This window comes from Isoptericola sp. NPDC057559, from assembly GCF_042801555.1.
GTDB lineage: Bacteria > Actinomycetota > Actinomycetes > Actinomycetales > Cellulomonadaceae > Isoptericola.
The window spans coordinates 48,979-64,010 of record NZ_JBHVFQ010000024.1 but is presented as its reverse complement, the minus strand read 5'-3'; the positions used below and the strand labels follow the sequence as shown (position 1 = coordinate 64,010).

Sequence of the window (15,032 nt, the reverse complement as noted above, 5' to 3'; positions counted from 1 at the left end):
GCGGCGTCGGGGCGCCGACCGCCCGGCGCCGTCGTCCCGGCAGGACGCGCGAAGCCTCGGCGGCGGTCCTAGCCTGCGGCCATGGCCACTGTGGGCACCCGCAGCGCGCCGGAGGACCGGGCCCGCAGGCTCGGCGCCTCCGGGCCGCTGCGCGCCCGCACGGAGGTGCCGCCGCAGGCCCCCGGCGCGGTCGCCCGGCCGCGGGTCGAGCGGCACCTCGCCGAAGCCGGACGGCGCCGCCTCACGCTCGTCTCGGCCGGGCCCGGCTGGGGCAAGACCACCGCCGTGGCCGCCTGGGCCCGCGCCGCCGGCGGCCCGCGGGTCGCCTGGCTCACCCTCGAGGCGGCCGACGGCGCGCCGACCGCGTTCTGGGCCGACGTCCTCACCGCGCTGCGCCGCTCGGGCACCGTCCCGCCCGGTCATCCGCTGGGCGCCGTCTCCGTCCCGTCGCGCCTCTCCCCCGACCTGGTGCGCCGGATCCTGCTCGCCGTCGACCTGCTGCCGGAGCCGGTCGTCCTCGTCCTGGACGACTTCCACCTCGCCGGCCCCGAGGTCCTCGAGACGGTCGACGACGTGCTGCGCTACCCGTTGCCCCTGCACCTGGTGACGCTCACCCGCTTCGACCCCGCGCTGAGCCTGCAGCGCCTGCGTGCCCAGGGCGAGGTCGCCGAGCTCGGCGCGGCCGACCTCGCCCTCGACGCCGCCGAGACCGGGACGCTCGCCGCCGGCACCGGGCAGCCCCTAGCCGCCGAGGACGTCGACCGGCTGCTCGCGGAGACCGACGGGTGGCCCGTCGGCGTCCGGCTGCACCTCGACGCCGCCGACGACCCGGTCCGCCGCGACCGGGCGCAGCGCTCGGCCGCCGAGTTCCTCCTCACGGAGGTGCTGCAGCGCCTCGACCCGACGGCGCGGGCCTTCCTGCTGCGCACGAGCGTGACCCCGACCGTGTGCGCGGACCTGGCCGCCGCGCTCGCGCCGGGTGCCCCCGCGCCCCGGCTGCTGCGCGAGCTCGCGGCGTCGAACGGGTTCGTGGCACGCGTCGACGCCGAGGGGTCGTGGCTCCGCTACCACCCGCTGCTGCGCGAGATGCTGCAGCAGCAGCTGCGCCTCGAGGACCCGGCGGGCAGCGCGGAGGCGCACGGCGCGGCCGCGCGGTGGTTCGCCCGGCGCGGCGAGGCCGTGCGCGCGCTCGACCACGCGGTCGCGTCGGCGGACTGGGGCCTGGTGGGCGACGTCTTCGTGGACGTGGCCGCGGCGCAGCTGGTGGGGCCGCGGCGACAGGCCGTCGTCGACGCGCTGGGCCGGGTGCCCTACGCGTCGCTGGCGCCGACCGTCCCCCTGCACCTGTGCGCCGCGACGCTCGCCCTCGTCGACGGCCGCCCCGAGGGCGCTCTCCACCACCTCGGGCGGGCCCGCAAGCTGCTCGGCGACCCGGCGCAGGACCCGGCCGCCGCGGTGCTGCTGGAGGACCTGGAGGCCACCGCCGCGCGGGCGGTCGGCGACGTCCGCCGGCTCTACCGCACCGCGGGCGCGGCGCTCACGGCCGCCGAGCGCGTCCCGTTCCCGTTCCCCGCGCTGGCCACCTACCGGACGCTGGCGCGCGCCCACCACGACGCCGGCCGGGCGTGGTGCGCCGTCCCCCGCCGGGACGATGCCGCCGACGAGGTCGGCCCGCCGGACGGCCCGGAGGACGACCTGCACGCCGCGGGCCTCGTCACCCTCGGCGCCCACGCGGCGACCGCGCTCCAGGACGTCGCCGACGGGCGCCTCACGGCGGGCACGGAGCGGGCGCGGGCCGTGGTGGACCGGGCATCCGCGCGGGGTTGGGTCGGTCACGTGCAGACGGCGCCGGCGCTCGTCGCGCTCGCGTGGGTCGCCCTCCACCGCGCGGAGGAGTCCCGCGCGGGAGCGCTCCTCGCGCAGGCACGCGCGGCGTCGTCCGGCCTGCCCGACCCCGCGCCGCAGGTTGCGGCGCACCTGCTCGAGTCGCTCCTCGCCGCGCGCCAGGGCGACGCCCGCCGTGCCCGGCGGGAGCTGGCCGCCGCCACCGAGCCGACCGCGCCGCACCCCGTGCCCCCGCTGCTCGACGACCTGCGCGCCCGCGCCGCGACGGAGGCCGCGCTGGCCGCGGCGACCGTGCCGGGCACGCTCGCCGGAGCCGTGGCAGGGGACGCCGTCGTCCGTCCTACCCCCGTGGCGCGGGTGTGCCGCGGCCGCCTGCTGCTCGCCGCCGGTCGCACGGGCGAGGCCCTGCGTGCCGTGCACGGCCTCGCGGCCGCCGCGGACGTCGACGACCTCGCCCGCGTCGAGGCCGCCCTCGTCGAGGGTGCGGTGCTGGTGCGTGCGGGCGCCCGCCACGCCGAGCCCGCGGTGGAGCGCGCCCTGCGCGCCGCGGCCCCCGAGCTGCTCGTCTCCCCGTTCCTCACGGCCGCCACGACCGAGCTGCGACCCGTCGTGGCCGCCGCCGTCGCCGGCCGCGCCGGCCCGCTCGCCGAACGGCTGCGCGCGGCCCTCCCCGAGCTCGACCCCGCCGCTCCCCTCGCGCCGCTCGAACCCCTGACGGCCCGGGAGCTCGCCGTCCTGGCCGCGCTGCCGACGATGGCGAGCAACGCCGAGATCGCGGAGGAGCTGTTCGTCTCCGTCAACACCGTCAAGGCGCACCTCAAGGCGCTGTACCGCAAGCTCGGGGTCGGCTCGCGACGCGACGCCGTGCGGCAGGGCCGCCGCCTGGGCCTCCTGCCCTAGGCGCCGGCCCGGTGGCGGGACCCCGGGATCAGCCCCGGGATCAGCCCCGGACCCCGCCGCGGCGCTCCAGCGCGCGCAGCACCGCCTTGCCCGCCTCCACGACCAGCAGGTACCCGAGGGCCACCAGCGCGCAGACGCCCCACTGTCCGCCGTCGAGCGGCGTCGTGCCGAAGATGCGCTCCAGGCCGTCGAGGGTCGTCACCAGGAAGGTCAGCCCCAGCGCGACGAGCATCAGCACCACGAACCGGCCGTTGGCGAGCGTGTCGTGCGACAGGATGCTGGCGCGCTGGTCGCGCCACTCCAGCGCGGCCACGACGTGCAGCAGCGACATCGCGGTCAGGCCCATCGTCGTGGCCACGGTCAGGTCGAACCGCGCCTCGCCGTAGCCCACCGCGATGAGCGTGCCCGTGGCGATGAGCACTCCCCCGACCGCGAGCCGCACCGCGAGCCCGCGACCGATCACCGGCTCGGACGGCGACCGCGGGCGCCGCGCCATGAGGCCCGGCGTGGGCGCGTCGAACCCGAGCCCGATCGCCAGCAGCACGTCGATCGCGAAGTTGATCCACAGGATCTGCAGCGGCGTCAGCGGCGTGCCGGCCGCCACGACGAACACGCCCGCCCCGACGAACGTCAGGATGAAGCCGATCAGCACCACCATCTGGAAGCGGATGTACTTCATGAGGTTGTCGTAGAGGCCGCGCCCGCCCTCGACGGCGGTGACGATCGTCGCGAAGTTGTCGTCGGTGAGGATCATCTCCGCCGCGTCCTTGGTGACCTCCGTGCCGGTGATCCCCATCGCGACGCCGATGTCGGCCCGCGCGAGCGCCGGCGCGTCGTTCACGCCGTCGCCCGTCATCGCGACGATCTCCCCGCGCCGCTTGAGGACGTCGACCAGGCGCACCTTGTCCTCGGGCGCGACGCGCGCCACCACGCCGATCTCGTCCACGTGCGCGTCGAGCTCGCCGTCGGACAGGGCGGCGAACTCGGCGCCCGTGAGCGCCCGGCCCGTGATGCCGAGCTGGGCGGCGATCGCGCCCGCGGTGGTCACGTGGTCGCCGGTGATCATCCGGCACGCGGATCCCCGCGCTCGCGCACGCGGCGATCGCGTCGCGCGCCTCGCGGCGCGGCGGGTCCACGATCCCCACGAGGGCGACGAGCTCGAGCCCGCGCACGACGTCGAGCAGGTCGCCGCGCAGGCCGCCGGAGGGCACCGTGGAGCGGGCCACGGCCAGCACCCGCATGCCCTCGCCCGCCAGGGCGTCGTTCGCCTCGAGGACCCGCGCCCGGCCCGCGTCGTCGAGCAGGGCGCTACCGCCGTCCGCCGTGAGGTACCGGTCGGACCGGGCGAGCAGGACGTCGGGCGCGCCCTTGACGAAGCACCGGGTCGCGCCGTCGATCTCGTGGAACGTGGCCATGAACTTGTACTCGGCGTCGAACGGCACCTCCGCGATGCGCGGGTGCTCCCGGCGCGTCTCCTCGACGTCGAGCCCGGCCTTCGCGGCCAGCACGACCAGGGCGCCCTCCGTCGGGTCGCCCACGCACGCGCCGTCGGCCACCACGGCGTCGCTCGCGAGCGCCATCGGGAGGGCGACCTGGTCCAGCGGCGCGCCCTCGTCGCCCGCCGCCGCGAGGATCCGGCCCGTCGTCGAGTAGCCCTCCCCCTCGACGGTGAAGCGCCGGCCCGCGAGGACGAGGCGCCGGGCCGTCATCTGGTTGAGCGTGAGCGTGCCGGTCTTGTCGGAGCAGATGGCCGACGTCGAGCCGAGCGTCTCCACCGACTTGAGCCGCTTGACGATCGCGCCCTCGGCCGCGAGGTTCCGCGTGCCCATGGACAGCAGCATCGTCACCACGGCCGGCAGCCCCGTCGGGATGGCGGCGATGGCGAGGCTGATGCCGACGACGAACAGGCTGTCGAAGTCCTCGCCGCGCGCCAGCCCGAGGACGACCACCACCACCAGGGCGACCGCCGCCATCACCGTGATGATCACGGTGATCCGGTCGAGCTGGCGGGTCAGCGGGGTCCGGTCCTGCTCGACGCCGCTGAGCATCCCGGAGATCCGGCCCACCTCGGTGTCCATGCCCGTCGCGGTGACCACCATCTCGCCGCGCCCGCGCGTGACCTGCGAGTTCATGTAGGCCATGTCGGTGCGGTCGCCGAGCGGCGCCTCGACGGCGTCGACCGGGTCGACCGTCTTCGACACCGGCGTGCTCTCGCCCGTCAGGCCCGCCTCCTCGATCTCCAGGGACGCGGCCACGAGCAGGCGGCCGTCGGCGGGGACCTTGCCGCCCGCCTCGAAGCCGACGACGTCGCCGGGCACCAGCTCCTCGGCCGGCAGCTGCACCTGGCGGCCGTCGCGGCGCACGGTCGCCGTCATGACCAGCATCTGGCGCAGCGCGGCCACGCTCTGCGCGGCCTTGCCCTCCTGGTGCAGCCCCATGAGGGCGTTGAGCACGGTGAGGGAGAAGACGACGACGCCGGTCGTGACGTCGCCCAGCGCGACGATGCTCACCACCGCGGCGGCCACCAGCACCAGCTGCATGAGGTCGCGGTACTGGCGCAGGAACGCCTGCCACGGCCGCTCCCGGCGCTCCTCCGCGAGCGCGTTGGGTCCGTAGCGGGCGCGCCGCTCGACGGCCTCCGCCGAGGTGAGCCCGCGCGCCGGGTCGACGCCGAGCTGCGCGCACACCTCCGGCCCGGTCGCGGTGTGCCAGCCGGCGGCGTGCCGGGGGATCTGCGCAGCGGTCATCGCGCCCTCCTCACGGTGCGCGTCCACCCTCACAGCGACCCGGCGCGGCTGCCTCACCCGCCCCGGGTGAGCGTGCCGGCGTGCCCTCCGGCCTGCGGGGACGCGACTACCCCCGGCGGGTGAGGCCCCCTCCGTCGCCCGCGCCGACAGTGGGGGTGGCCGGCCACGCCGGACGGCCGCCCCTGCGACCTGAGGAGCCCGCGATGGACACCTTCTGGGACTGGTTCTGGCTGATGCTCTGGTGGTTCTTCCTCTTCGCCTACCTGATCATGCTGTTCCAGATCGTCAGCGACCTGTTCCGCGACCGGTCGCTCAACGGCTGGTGGAAGGCGCTGTGGGTCGTCCTCCTCATCCTGCTGCCCCTGCTGTCCGCGCTGGTCTACCTCATCGCGCGCGGCCGCGGGATGGCCGAGCGGCACTACGAGGAGCGGATGGCGCACAAGCAGATGACCGACGACTACATCCGGTCCACGGCCGGCACGTCACGGTCCGCCGCCGACGACATCGCCCAGGCCAAGGCCCTGCTGGACTCGGGCGCGATCGACGCGACCGAGTTCGCGCAGCTCAAGGCGAAGGCCCTCACCTGACGTCGGCGGCCCGCGGCGCGGGGCTCATCGGCCCGGCGCCGTCGGGTCGGCCGTGAACGGGAGGCGGAACGCGAGCCGGCCGCCGCCTCCGGTGTTCGTCCCGAGCTCGAGCGTGCCGCCGCGGTACTCGATGCGCTCGAGGTGGCGGCGCAGGCCGTGCAGCGTCGGCGCCGTCTCCGTGGGCCCGGTGCCGTCGTCGTCGACCTCGGTGACGAACACCCAGCGGTCGGGGTCGGCGGTGGGCTCCGCGTCCGCGCGGACCGTGACCGTGCGCGCCCGGCCATGCCGCAGCGCGTTGGTCACCGCCTCCTCGACCGTGTAGATCACCACGAGGCGCTCGGCCATCGGCATCCGCAGCCCCGCCTCGGCCACCAGGTCGCGGTACCGGTCGCCGAGCTCGATCGACGCGTCGACCTGCGGCGGCAGGCGCCGCAGCAGCAGCCCGATCGCCTCCTGCGGCCCCAGGTCGGCGCCGGACGGGAAGACGCTGTGGCTGAGCGAGCGCACGTCGTCCTCGCGGATCTCCTCGAGGGTCTCCGCCCAGCGCCGCACCGCGGCGGCGCGCGGGGCGTCGCCGGCCGCCTCCAGCTGCTCGGCCACCTGGTCCAGTCCCGCAGTCACCGTCACGAGGTGGAACTGCAGCGTGCCGTGCAGCTGGTCGAAAACCAGGCGGCGCACGCGGATCTCCTCGTCCTGGAGTTCCTCGACGGCGCGGGCGGCGCGCAGCGCCTCCTCCTCGCGGCGCTGCTGCTCGGTCCAGGCCCGGTCCACCAGCGACGCGGCGAGCAGGCCTGCGGACATCCCGACGACGCCCGCGGCGAGCCCGAGCGTGCCGACCGCCGCGACGTAAGCGCCCCCGGAAGGCGTGCTGCTGATCGCGGCGAGCGCGAGGATCCGCGGCACCGAGGCGACCGCCGACACGCACGTCACGACGAGGATCCGGGCGGGCCACCGGCGCGCCATGGCGCGGAAGGCGAGCGTCCCGGCGATGACGACCGCGCCGAACGCCAGGTTCACCAGAAGCACGACCACGCCGTCGACGGCCACTCCGAGGGCGCTGTGCTCGTGCGTGATCGCGGTCTGCAGCCCGCCCCAGCCGGCCCACCCGGCCACGGTCATCAACGAGTACAGGACGAAGTTGGCACCGGCGACCACCACGGCGATCCGCGTGCGGTCGCGCGACGGGACGGACTGGGCGGCCTGCGCCGAGGCGGGCGCGGCCCGCGCCGTCAGGCCCGCCACGAGCGCCCCGTCTGCTCGAGGAACGCGAGCACGGCCGCGACACGACGGTTGTGCTCGCTGCCGTCGACGCCCAGACGCTGGTAGATCGACTTGAGGTGGCTCTCGACAGAGCGCTCGTTGATGCCGAGCCGGTCGGCGGTGGAGCGGTTCGACAGGCCCTCCGCCACGAGCCGCAGCACGCCGAACTGTGCGGGCGTCAGCGCCGAGACCGCCGACCCGGGCCGCGGCGTGGAGCGCTGCACCAGGTACGGGTCGAGCACCACCTGGCCCTGCGCCGTCGCGACGACCGCGCGCACCAGGACGTCGCGCGCGAAGCTCGATCGCTTGGACAGGTAGCTCCACGGCCGGGTCGTCTCACTCTGGACGGCCGTGAACAGGCCCATGACGTCCTCGCTGGACAGCAGCATGACCGCGAGGCGCGGGTCGGCCCGCTGCAGCGCCACCCCCAGGGAGACCCCGTTGCCGTCGGGGAGGTTCACGTCCAGCACCGCGACGTCGCACGACCCGGGGGTGAAGACCAGTCGGGCCTCGGTCACCCCGGGCACCGCGTGGACGACGTGCAGCGACTCCTCCGCGGCCAGCGCCTGCTCGAGCATCCCTCGCATCAGGGCCTCGTCCTCGACGATGCCCACACGGGTGCGGGGGGTCACCATGCCGCCGATGGTAGGCAGCCCAGGGTGTTCCCCGCCCGATCAGTCGCCGTCCGTGCGCTCCGACACGCGCGCGGGCACCAGCACGGGGCACTCCGCGCGGCGCAGCACCGCCTGGCTCGTCGAGCCGAGCAGGAGGCCGCGGATGCCGCCGCGTCCGCGCGAGCCGACGACGAGCAGGTCGGCCGAGCCGGAGGCGTCGACCAGGACGTCGGACGCGTGCCCCTCGACGACGTCGGCGGTCACGGTCACGTCGGGCTGCGCCGCGCGCAGGCGGGCGACGTCCTGGTCGAGCTCCTCGCGGACACCGCCGAGGACGGAGTCCCGGAAGCCCGGGTCCAGCCACGGGGAGCCGCTCCAGCCCACGAGGGAGACGGCGCGGACGAGCTCGACGGAGGCGCCCCAGGCGCGCGCCTGCGCGAGCGCCGTGTCGAGCGCCGCGTCCGAGGACCGCGAGCCGTCGACGCCCACGACGACCTTGCCGAAGCGGTCCAGGGCGTCGACGGAGAGCGCGCCGTCGTCGTCCGTCTTCGCGCGGCCCGGCACGACGACCGTCGGGCACGCCGACCGTACCGGCAGGTTCGCCGACACCGTGCCGAGCAGCCGCTCGACGAAGCCGCCGGCGCCGCGGGCGCCGATGACGACGAGGCCGAACCGCCCGGACCGCTCCGCGAGCGCCGTCGTCGCATCGGCGATGGTCACCTCGGTGGTGGCGGGGACCCCGGTCGCGGTGACGCGCTCGTGCGCCCGGGCCAGCAGCTCCTCGACGTAGCGCTTCGCGTACGGGTCGTCGACCATCGGGATGTCCTGGGCGAAGCTGTAGCTGCCCGTGAACCCCGGCAGCGTGTATGCGCTGAGGACGTGCAGCTCCACGGCGGCGCGGCGGGCGTAGGCGGCGGCCCAGTCGAGCGCGTGCAGGCTCTCCTCCGAACCGTCGACGCCGACCAGGACGTTCTGCGGTGCGTTCATCTCCACCCCTCGGTGTCGTGGCCGCGGGCGTGTGTCACCCGCGGGTCTGTCGTGGTGGCCTGCCCGACCATCGTGCCCGGGCGGGCCGGGTCAGGCGCGGGCGCGGGCGTCGGAGCGCACCACGGGGAACCAGCGGTCCAGCCCGAGGACGGCGAGCACCTCGGTGACGGTGGTCGCCGGATCGAGCAGGGCCACGGGGACGGCGGCCGACCGGCACAGGCGCACGACGCGCTCCAGCAGCGCGATCCCCGAGGAGTCCATGAAGGTCACGTCGTGGGTGTCCACGAGGACGGGACGGTGCCCGGCCACCGCGTCGAGCGCCCCGAGCGCCCGCCTCGCCTCGGCGAGACAGGTCGCGTCGACCTCACCGGACATCCGGACCAGCACCACCGGACCGCGCGCGTCCACCTCGACCGCGGCAGGCGGAGGTGCCGGCAGGGCGTCGAGCGTGCCGTGGGGCGGGGCGCCGGGTACGACGGTGGGCGGGGTGAGCGAGGGACGTCGGTCCACGGAGTGCCTCCGGACGAGCGATCAGGACCTGCACATCCCACGCCCGCTCCACCGGTCCGACGGCGCCGCGTACGTGGTACCACGCATGCGCGGTCCGGGAATCCGCAGCGAGCGCGGTCCGGGCGCGTGCGGGGCGGTCCACCGCGCCCGCATACTGGCCCGGAGGCCGCGCCCGGGCGGCACCCCGACCCGGGCCGCACGGACCCGGAGGAGGTCACCGATGACCCAGCCCGCTCCCTCCGCCCCGCCGGGGCCCGCCGCGGGCGGCCCGGCCCGCGTCGCCGCCGTCGTGACGCTGGTGCTCGCCCTCGCGGGCTTCGTCGTCGCTGCGCTGCTCCCGGTGTACTCCGGGTCCACGGCGGAGATGTCCGGCGACCCTGTCACCGGCGCGGCGGTCAGGACGACGGAGACCACCGCCACGCTGGCGCAGGTGAACGGCCCCGGCATCCTCGTCGTCCTCGCCCTGCCGGTGGTCGTCGCAGCCCTGCCGCTGCTCGCCCGGCGCGCCCGCGGCTTCCTCGCCCTGCGCGTCACGACCGCGGTGCTGCTCGTCCTCATGACCCTGCTCGGCGCCCTCAGCGTCGGGATCCTCTTCGCCCCGGCCGCCGTCGCCGCCGTCGTGGCCGCCGCGCTGCCGGGCATGCGCGCCGCGCCGGCTGCGCCGAGCACGACCGCCCAGCCCGCGTGAGGCGCCCGCCGGCTCTGCGGGGTGCGGCACGATAGGCGCCGTGACCGACGCGGTGAGCGACGACGGACGCTGGTTCACCGTGCGCGACGATGCCGGACGCGCCGCCACCGCGGCGGCGGCCCGCGCGGCGCTGCGCACGCAGCGCGGTCGGCTCGGCCGGGTCGACGTCGACGTCCTCTCCGACGAGGAGTGGCCCGAGGAGGCGCGGCCCGCCGTCCGCACCGCCCAGCAGCGCCTCGCCGCGGGCGGTCGTCGGGGCACCTCCCTGTCGCTGGACCCCCGCGCCGACGAGGAGCTCGACCTCGCCCTGACGCTCGCGCCGTTCAGCATCGGGTGCTCGGCCGTCGACCACGGCGGGCGTCTCGTGTGGGAGGCGAACGACACGGGCGCCGGCGCGGCCTTCCGGCTCACCTCCGCCGAGGAGGAGGTCGTGCGCTCCGCCGTCGTGGGTGCCGGCGGTGACCCGGGCGACCTGGTGCTCCTGTCCGCGCACCACCTGGGCCGCAAGGGCTTCGCCTACGAGGTCGTGGGCGGGACGGCGCTCGCCGCCGCGCGCTGGACCCCGCCCGCCGGCTGGCGTGCGTACGAGCGCACGGTGCCGGTGGGCTCCGGGCCCGGGCTCTGGGCCGAGGCGTCGGCAGCGGTCCTGTCGTGGGGCGTGAAGACCCGCAGCGGGTTCGCCGTCGACCCGCCGCTCGCCCCGGGCCGGGCGGCGCGGGCGGGCGAGCGCTCCTGGCTCGTCGCGCGGATCGGGCCCCTCCGGGTGCGCGAGCCGGTCCAGGTGGTCGAGACCGTCGTGACGAACCGCCGCGTCGCCCTCGCCTACGGCACCCTCGACGGTCATCCCGTGGCCGGCGAGGAGGCGTTCGTCGTGCACCGGGACGACGACGGGACGGTGCACCTCACGCTGCGCTCCCTCACGCGCGCGGGCCGGGGCCCGTGGCGGGCGCTGTTCCCCGCGGTCCTGGTCGCCCAGAAGGTCTACCGCCGCCGGTACCTCCGCTCGCTCGTGTGACGCCGTCGGACTACGCGCGACGCGTGGTCCGCGTCGCCTCGACGCCACGGAGGCTGGGATCCCCTGAACTCGTCGAAGGAGATGCCATGTCTGAGCAGTCCTCGCAGGCGATCCGGTCGCGCCGCGTCGTCGCGGCCCTCATCACGGTGCTCGTCGCCGTCCTCGGTCTGGCTCCGCTCACGGCGTCGGCGGGCCCCTCGGGCGCGCCCGCCGCCCTCGCGGAAGGCCGCCCGCACGCACCCCGGCCCACGGTCGTCCTCGTCCACGGGGCGTTCGCCGACTCGAGCGGGTGGACCGTCGTCGCCGAACGGCTGCTGGACGAGGGCTACCCGGTCCTGGCCTTCTCGAACCCGTTGCGGGGCATCGAGCACGACGCGGAGTACCTGCGGCAGTTCCTCGCGACGGTGGACGGCCCGATCGTCCTCGTGGGCCACTCGTACGGCGGTGCGGTCATCACGAACGCGGCGACCGGGAACGACCAGGTGAAGTCGCTCGTGTACGTGGCCGGCTACGCGCTCGACGAGGGCGAGACCGTCGCCGCGGCGAACGCGCTCGGCGGGGGCCACACGACGGTGACCGACCACCTGGTGCTGCGGCCCTTCCCGGGCGCCGGGGAGGGGAACGCCGACGCGTACATCGACCCCGAGTGGTACCCGCGGCTGTTCGCCCAGGACCTCCCGCGACGTCTCGCCGAGACGCTGGCCGGTGCCCAGCGACCGGTCGCCCTCGCGTCGCTGCTCGAGCCGTCCGGCGAGCCGGCGTGGAGGTCCGTCCCGAGCTGGTACGTCGTGGCGAAGGACGACCGCACCATCCCCCCGGAGGCCGAGCGGGCCATGGCGAAGCGCGCCGGCGCGACGACGGTGGAGATCCGCTCCTCGCACGCGGTGATGATCAGCCATCCCCTCCAGGTCCTGCAGGTCATCAAGGCGGCCGCGAGGTAGCCACCTCGGGCGTCGCAGCCCCTGACCGGGCCCTGCCCGCGCCGCACTGCGGCGTGGGCGGGGCCCGGCGCGGGTGATCTTCGTGCTCGGCCGCGCAGCCGTGGGAGCGCTTCCTTATCCTGTCGCTCGTGCACGGCACCGGCGGCCTGCTCGGCCGCGAGAGCGAACAGCGAAGGGTCGCCGAGGTGATCGGCGCGGCCCGCAACGGGCACGGCAGCGCACTCCTGGTCCTCGCCGAGCCCGGCATGGGCAAGACGACCCTGCTGCGCGACGCGTCGCCGGGGCCCGGGGCGCGGGTGCTGCGCCTCGACGGCTACGAGTCGGAGTCGTCCATGCCGTACGCGGCGGTCGAGCGCCTCACCGGACTGCTGCGGGAGCACCTGGCCGAGATCCCGGAGCGGCAGCGCCTCAGCCTCCGGGTGGCCACCGGCGCCGCCGACGGGCCCCCGCCGGACCGCTACCTGGTCGGCCTCGGGGTGCTCAGCCTGCTCGCCGCCGCGAGCACCAGGGCCGGCCTGCTCTGCGCCGTCGACGACGCGCACCTGCTCGACCGCGAGAGCCTCGAGGCGTTCGCGTTCGTCGCGCGCCGCCTCGGCGCGGAGCGCGTGGCGCTGGTCCTGGCCGGCCGCGAGGAGCGCGGGCTCGACGCGGTGCTGCGCGGGGTGCCGGTCCTCGCCCTCGCGGGGCTGTCGCCCGAGCCGGCCGCGGCGCTGCTGAACCGGTCCGCGGCCGGGCCGTTCACCCCGACCGCCACCGCCGCGATCGTCCGCGCGACGGACGGCAACCCGCTGGCCCTGGTCGACCTGGCGGCCGATCCCCTGCTGCGGGAGATGACCGACCTCGGCCTCGGCCCCGAGCCGGTGCCCGTCGGGCAGCACCTGGAGGCCCACTACCTGCGCCGCGTCATGCACCTGCCACCGGAGTCGCAGCGCTGGCTCCTGCTCGCGGCGACCGACTCCACCGGCGACCTGGAGCTGCTCGAGGTCGCCGGTGCGGCCCTCGCCATCGATCCGGCCCGCGAGGACGACGCGGAGTCGGCGGGCCTCGTGCACCTCGAACCGGCCGTCGGGTTCCGGCACCCCCTCGTCCGCTCCGCCGTGTACGGGTCGGCGTCCCGGGCCGAGCGCCGGAGGGTCCACGGCGCGCTGGCGGAGGCCGCCGCGAAGCTCGGCCTCGTCGAGACCGAGGCGTGGCACGCCTCGCACGCGGCGAGCGGGACCGACGAGGCCGTCGCCCAACGCCTCGTGCGCGCCGCCCACCTCGCGGCACAGCGTGGCGGTTCGTCGTCGCGCGCCAGCATCCTCGCCCGTGCGGCCGAGCTCACGCCGGCCGGGCGGGTGCGCGGCGAGCGGCTGGTCGGGGCCGCCGAGGCCGCCCTGGAGGCGGGCGCCGCCGACGTCGCCGTGCGCCTGCTCGCCGGCGTCCGGGACGAGGGCCTCGACCGGGTGACGCGCGGCCGGGCGATCCTCGTCCGCAGCGCCGCCGCCCTGTTCGTCGCAGATCCCGACGGCGTCCGGGCGGCCACCTCCGACCAGCTCCGGGCGGCCGACGAGTTCCACGGCCACGACGTCGAACGGGAGCAGCGCGCCCTCCTGCAGGCCTTCGAACGGTGCAGCAGCGCGGACCGGCTCCTCGTCGGGGTCGACGTCCCGACGCTGGGACGCCGGCTCGCGGCCGGGGCCGAGACGCCCGGCGCCGCCTCCGTGATCCTGCGCGGTGTGTCCGCACTGATCCTCGAGCCGTACGACCGCGCCGTGCGCCCGGTGCGCGAGGCGTTCGACGCGATCCTCGCGCTGCCGGACCGGGACCTGCTCCACCTGGGGACCTTGATCGCGGCGATCGGCGCCTTCCTCTGGGACGAGGCCGGGCGCCGGACCGGGCTGGATCGGGCGATGCGCGCCGCCCGGGACGCGGGCGCCCTGCAGGCGCTCGACACCCTGCTCTGGGTCGGGGCGCTGTCGGAGCTCATGGGCGGCACGGTGGGCCGCGCCCTCTCCTTCGACGCTACGGTCCGCGAGGTCCGCCGGGCGATGGGCTACGACGGCGAGAACGTCGTCAACGCCGCGGTCATGGCCTGGAGCGGCAGCCCGGAAGAGAGCGTGGAGGCCGTCGGCCAGGGCGCCGCCGCGTCCGGGTGGGGCGGCGTCGAGGCGTCCGCCACCGCCGCCCTCGCGGTCCGCAACCTCGCCGAGGGGCGCTACGAACGGGCCTTCGCACGGCTGCATCCCCTCGTCGAGGACCCGTTCCTGCAGGTCACCCCGCTCCACTACGCCGACTACGCCGAGGCGGCCGTGCGGAGCGGTCGGCCCGAGGACGCGGCACGCGCCGCAGCCGCCCTCGACGCACGCGCGGGGGCGAACGGGTCCGCATGGTGCCGCGGCCTCGCCGAGCGCGCCCTCGCCCTCGCCGGCTCCGACGACGACGAGTCCCACTACGCGGCGTCGGTCGACGCGCTCTCACGCACCGGCGCGACCGTCGAGCTCGCGCGCTCGCACCTCGTCTACGGCGAGTGGCTCCGCCGCGCCCGGCGACGGCGGGACGCCGCCGCGCACCTCCACCTCGCCCTGGACCACGCCACCCGCAGCGGCGCCGCCGTCTTCCAGGGCCGGATCCGCGCCGAGCTCGAGGCGGCCGGCGGCACGGCGGGCGCGCCGGCGCCCAGGTCCGGCCAGGACCTGACCACGCAGGAACGCGCCGTCGCCACGATGGCCGCGGCCGGACGGACCAACGCCGAGATCGCGGCCCGCCTGTTCCTCAGCCCCCACACCGTCGACTACCACCTGAGGAAGGTCTTCCAGAAGCTCGGGGTCACGTCCCGGCGACAGCTCTCCGAGCACTTCGAGCCCGTCGCCCCGTAGGCCGGAACCTCGGACTACGTGAACCACGTGGTCCGCGCGGGGCCGCGCACGGGGACGCTCGGAGCGTCCTCGTCCCGATC

Annotated in this window: 11 protein-coding genes and 1 pseudogene; 6 read left to right on the top strand and 6 right to left on the bottom strand. The window is 76.5% G+C overall.

Annotation, left to right across the window (positions count from 1 at the left end):
- Positions 1–81 precede the first annotated feature (81 nt).
- On the top strand, positions 82–2,745 hold the full coding sequence (locus ACFU5J_RS17975; protein WP_430579642.1) for a LuxR C-terminal-related transcriptional regulator: 2,664 nt from the start codon (positions 82–84) through the stop codon (positions 2,743–2,745).
- Between the two features lie 40 nt (positions 2,746–2,785).
- Here the strand turns inward: ACFU5J_RS17975 and ACFU5J_RS17970 are convergent, their stop codons facing one another.
- Both ACFU5J_RS17970 and ACFU5J_RS17965 read right to left on the bottom strand, forming a co-directional pair.
- Entirely contained in the window at positions 2,786–3,811 is a 1,026-nt protein-coding gene (locus tag ACFU5J_RS17970) for an HAD-IC family P-type ATPase (RefSeq protein ID WP_430579641.1), read from the bottom strand.
- A gap of 325 nt (positions 3,812–4,136) precedes the next feature.
- A pseudogene (locus tag ACFU5J_RS17965) lies at positions 4,137–5,492 on the bottom strand (cation-translocating P-type ATPase); the annotation flags it as partial.
- A 203-nt stretch (positions 5,493–5,695) separates the two neighbouring features.
- Between ACFU5J_RS17965 and ACFU5J_RS17960 the strand changes: the two are divergent.
- Positions 5,696–6,079 (top strand): SHOCT domain-containing protein, encoded by a 384-nt coding sequence (locus ACFU5J_RS17960; RefSeq protein ID WP_430576034.1) that lies wholly within the window; start codon positions 5,696–5,698, stop codon positions 6,077–6,079.
- 24 nt (positions 6,080–6,103) lie between these two features.
- Here ACFU5J_RS17960 and ACFU5J_RS17955 read toward each other — a convergent pair whose 3' ends face one another.
- The 4 genes from ACFU5J_RS17955 to ACFU5J_RS17940 form a co-directional block, all read right to left on the bottom strand.
- Complete coding sequence (locus tag ACFU5J_RS17955; RefSeq protein WP_430579640.1) at positions 6,104–7,321, bottom strand: hypothetical protein; 1,218 nt, start codon at positions 7,319–7,321, stop codon at positions 6,104–6,106.
- Entirely contained in the window at positions 7,309–7,974 is a 666-nt protein-coding gene (locus ACFU5J_RS17950; protein WP_430576036.1) for a response regulator, read from the bottom strand. The genes ACFU5J_RS17955 and ACFU5J_RS17950 overlap by 13 nt, the downstream gene beginning before the upstream one ends.
- A gap of 39 nt (positions 7,975–8,013) precedes the next feature.
- Positions 8,014–8,940 (bottom strand): universal stress protein, encoded by a 927-nt coding sequence (locus ACFU5J_RS17945; protein WP_430579639.1) that lies wholly within the window; start codon positions 8,938–8,940, stop codon positions 8,014–8,016.
- A 90-nt stretch (positions 8,941–9,030) separates the two neighbouring features.
- A complete protein-coding gene (locus tag ACFU5J_RS17940; protein ID WP_430579638.1) occupies positions 9,031–9,450 on the bottom strand; it encodes an STAS domain-containing protein in 420 nt (139 codons plus the stop codon).
- Positions 9,451–9,670: 220 nt separating this feature from the next.
- Here ACFU5J_RS17940 and ACFU5J_RS17935 point away from each other — a divergent pair, with 220 nt between their 5' ends.
- The 4 genes from ACFU5J_RS17935 (at position 9,671) to ACFU5J_RS17920 (ending at position 14,952) form a co-directional block, all read left to right on the top strand.
- Positions 9,671–10,138, top strand: coding sequence for a hypothetical protein (locus ACFU5J_RS17935; protein WP_430579637.1), 468 nt, complete (start codon positions 9,671–9,673; stop codon positions 10,136–10,138).
- Between the two features lie 40 nt (positions 10,139–10,178).
- Complete coding sequence (locus tag ACFU5J_RS17930; RefSeq protein ID WP_430579636.1) at positions 10,179–11,153, top strand: DUF1990 family protein; 975 nt, start codon at positions 10,179–10,181, stop codon at positions 11,151–11,153.
- Between the two features lie 86 nt (positions 11,154–11,239).
- The gene (locus tag ACFU5J_RS17925; protein WP_430576041.1) at positions 11,240–12,094 is read left to right on the top strand and encodes an alpha/beta fold hydrolase; all 855 of its coding nucleotides are present in this window, start codon (positions 11,240–11,242) and stop codon (positions 12,092–12,094) included.
- Positions 12,095–12,222: 128 nt separating this feature from the next.
- Entirely contained in the window at positions 12,223–14,952 is a 2,730-nt protein-coding gene (locus ACFU5J_RS17920; protein WP_430579635.1) for a LuxR C-terminal-related transcriptional regulator, read from the top strand.
- The last annotated feature ends 80 nt before the right edge of the window (positions 14,953–15,032 follow it).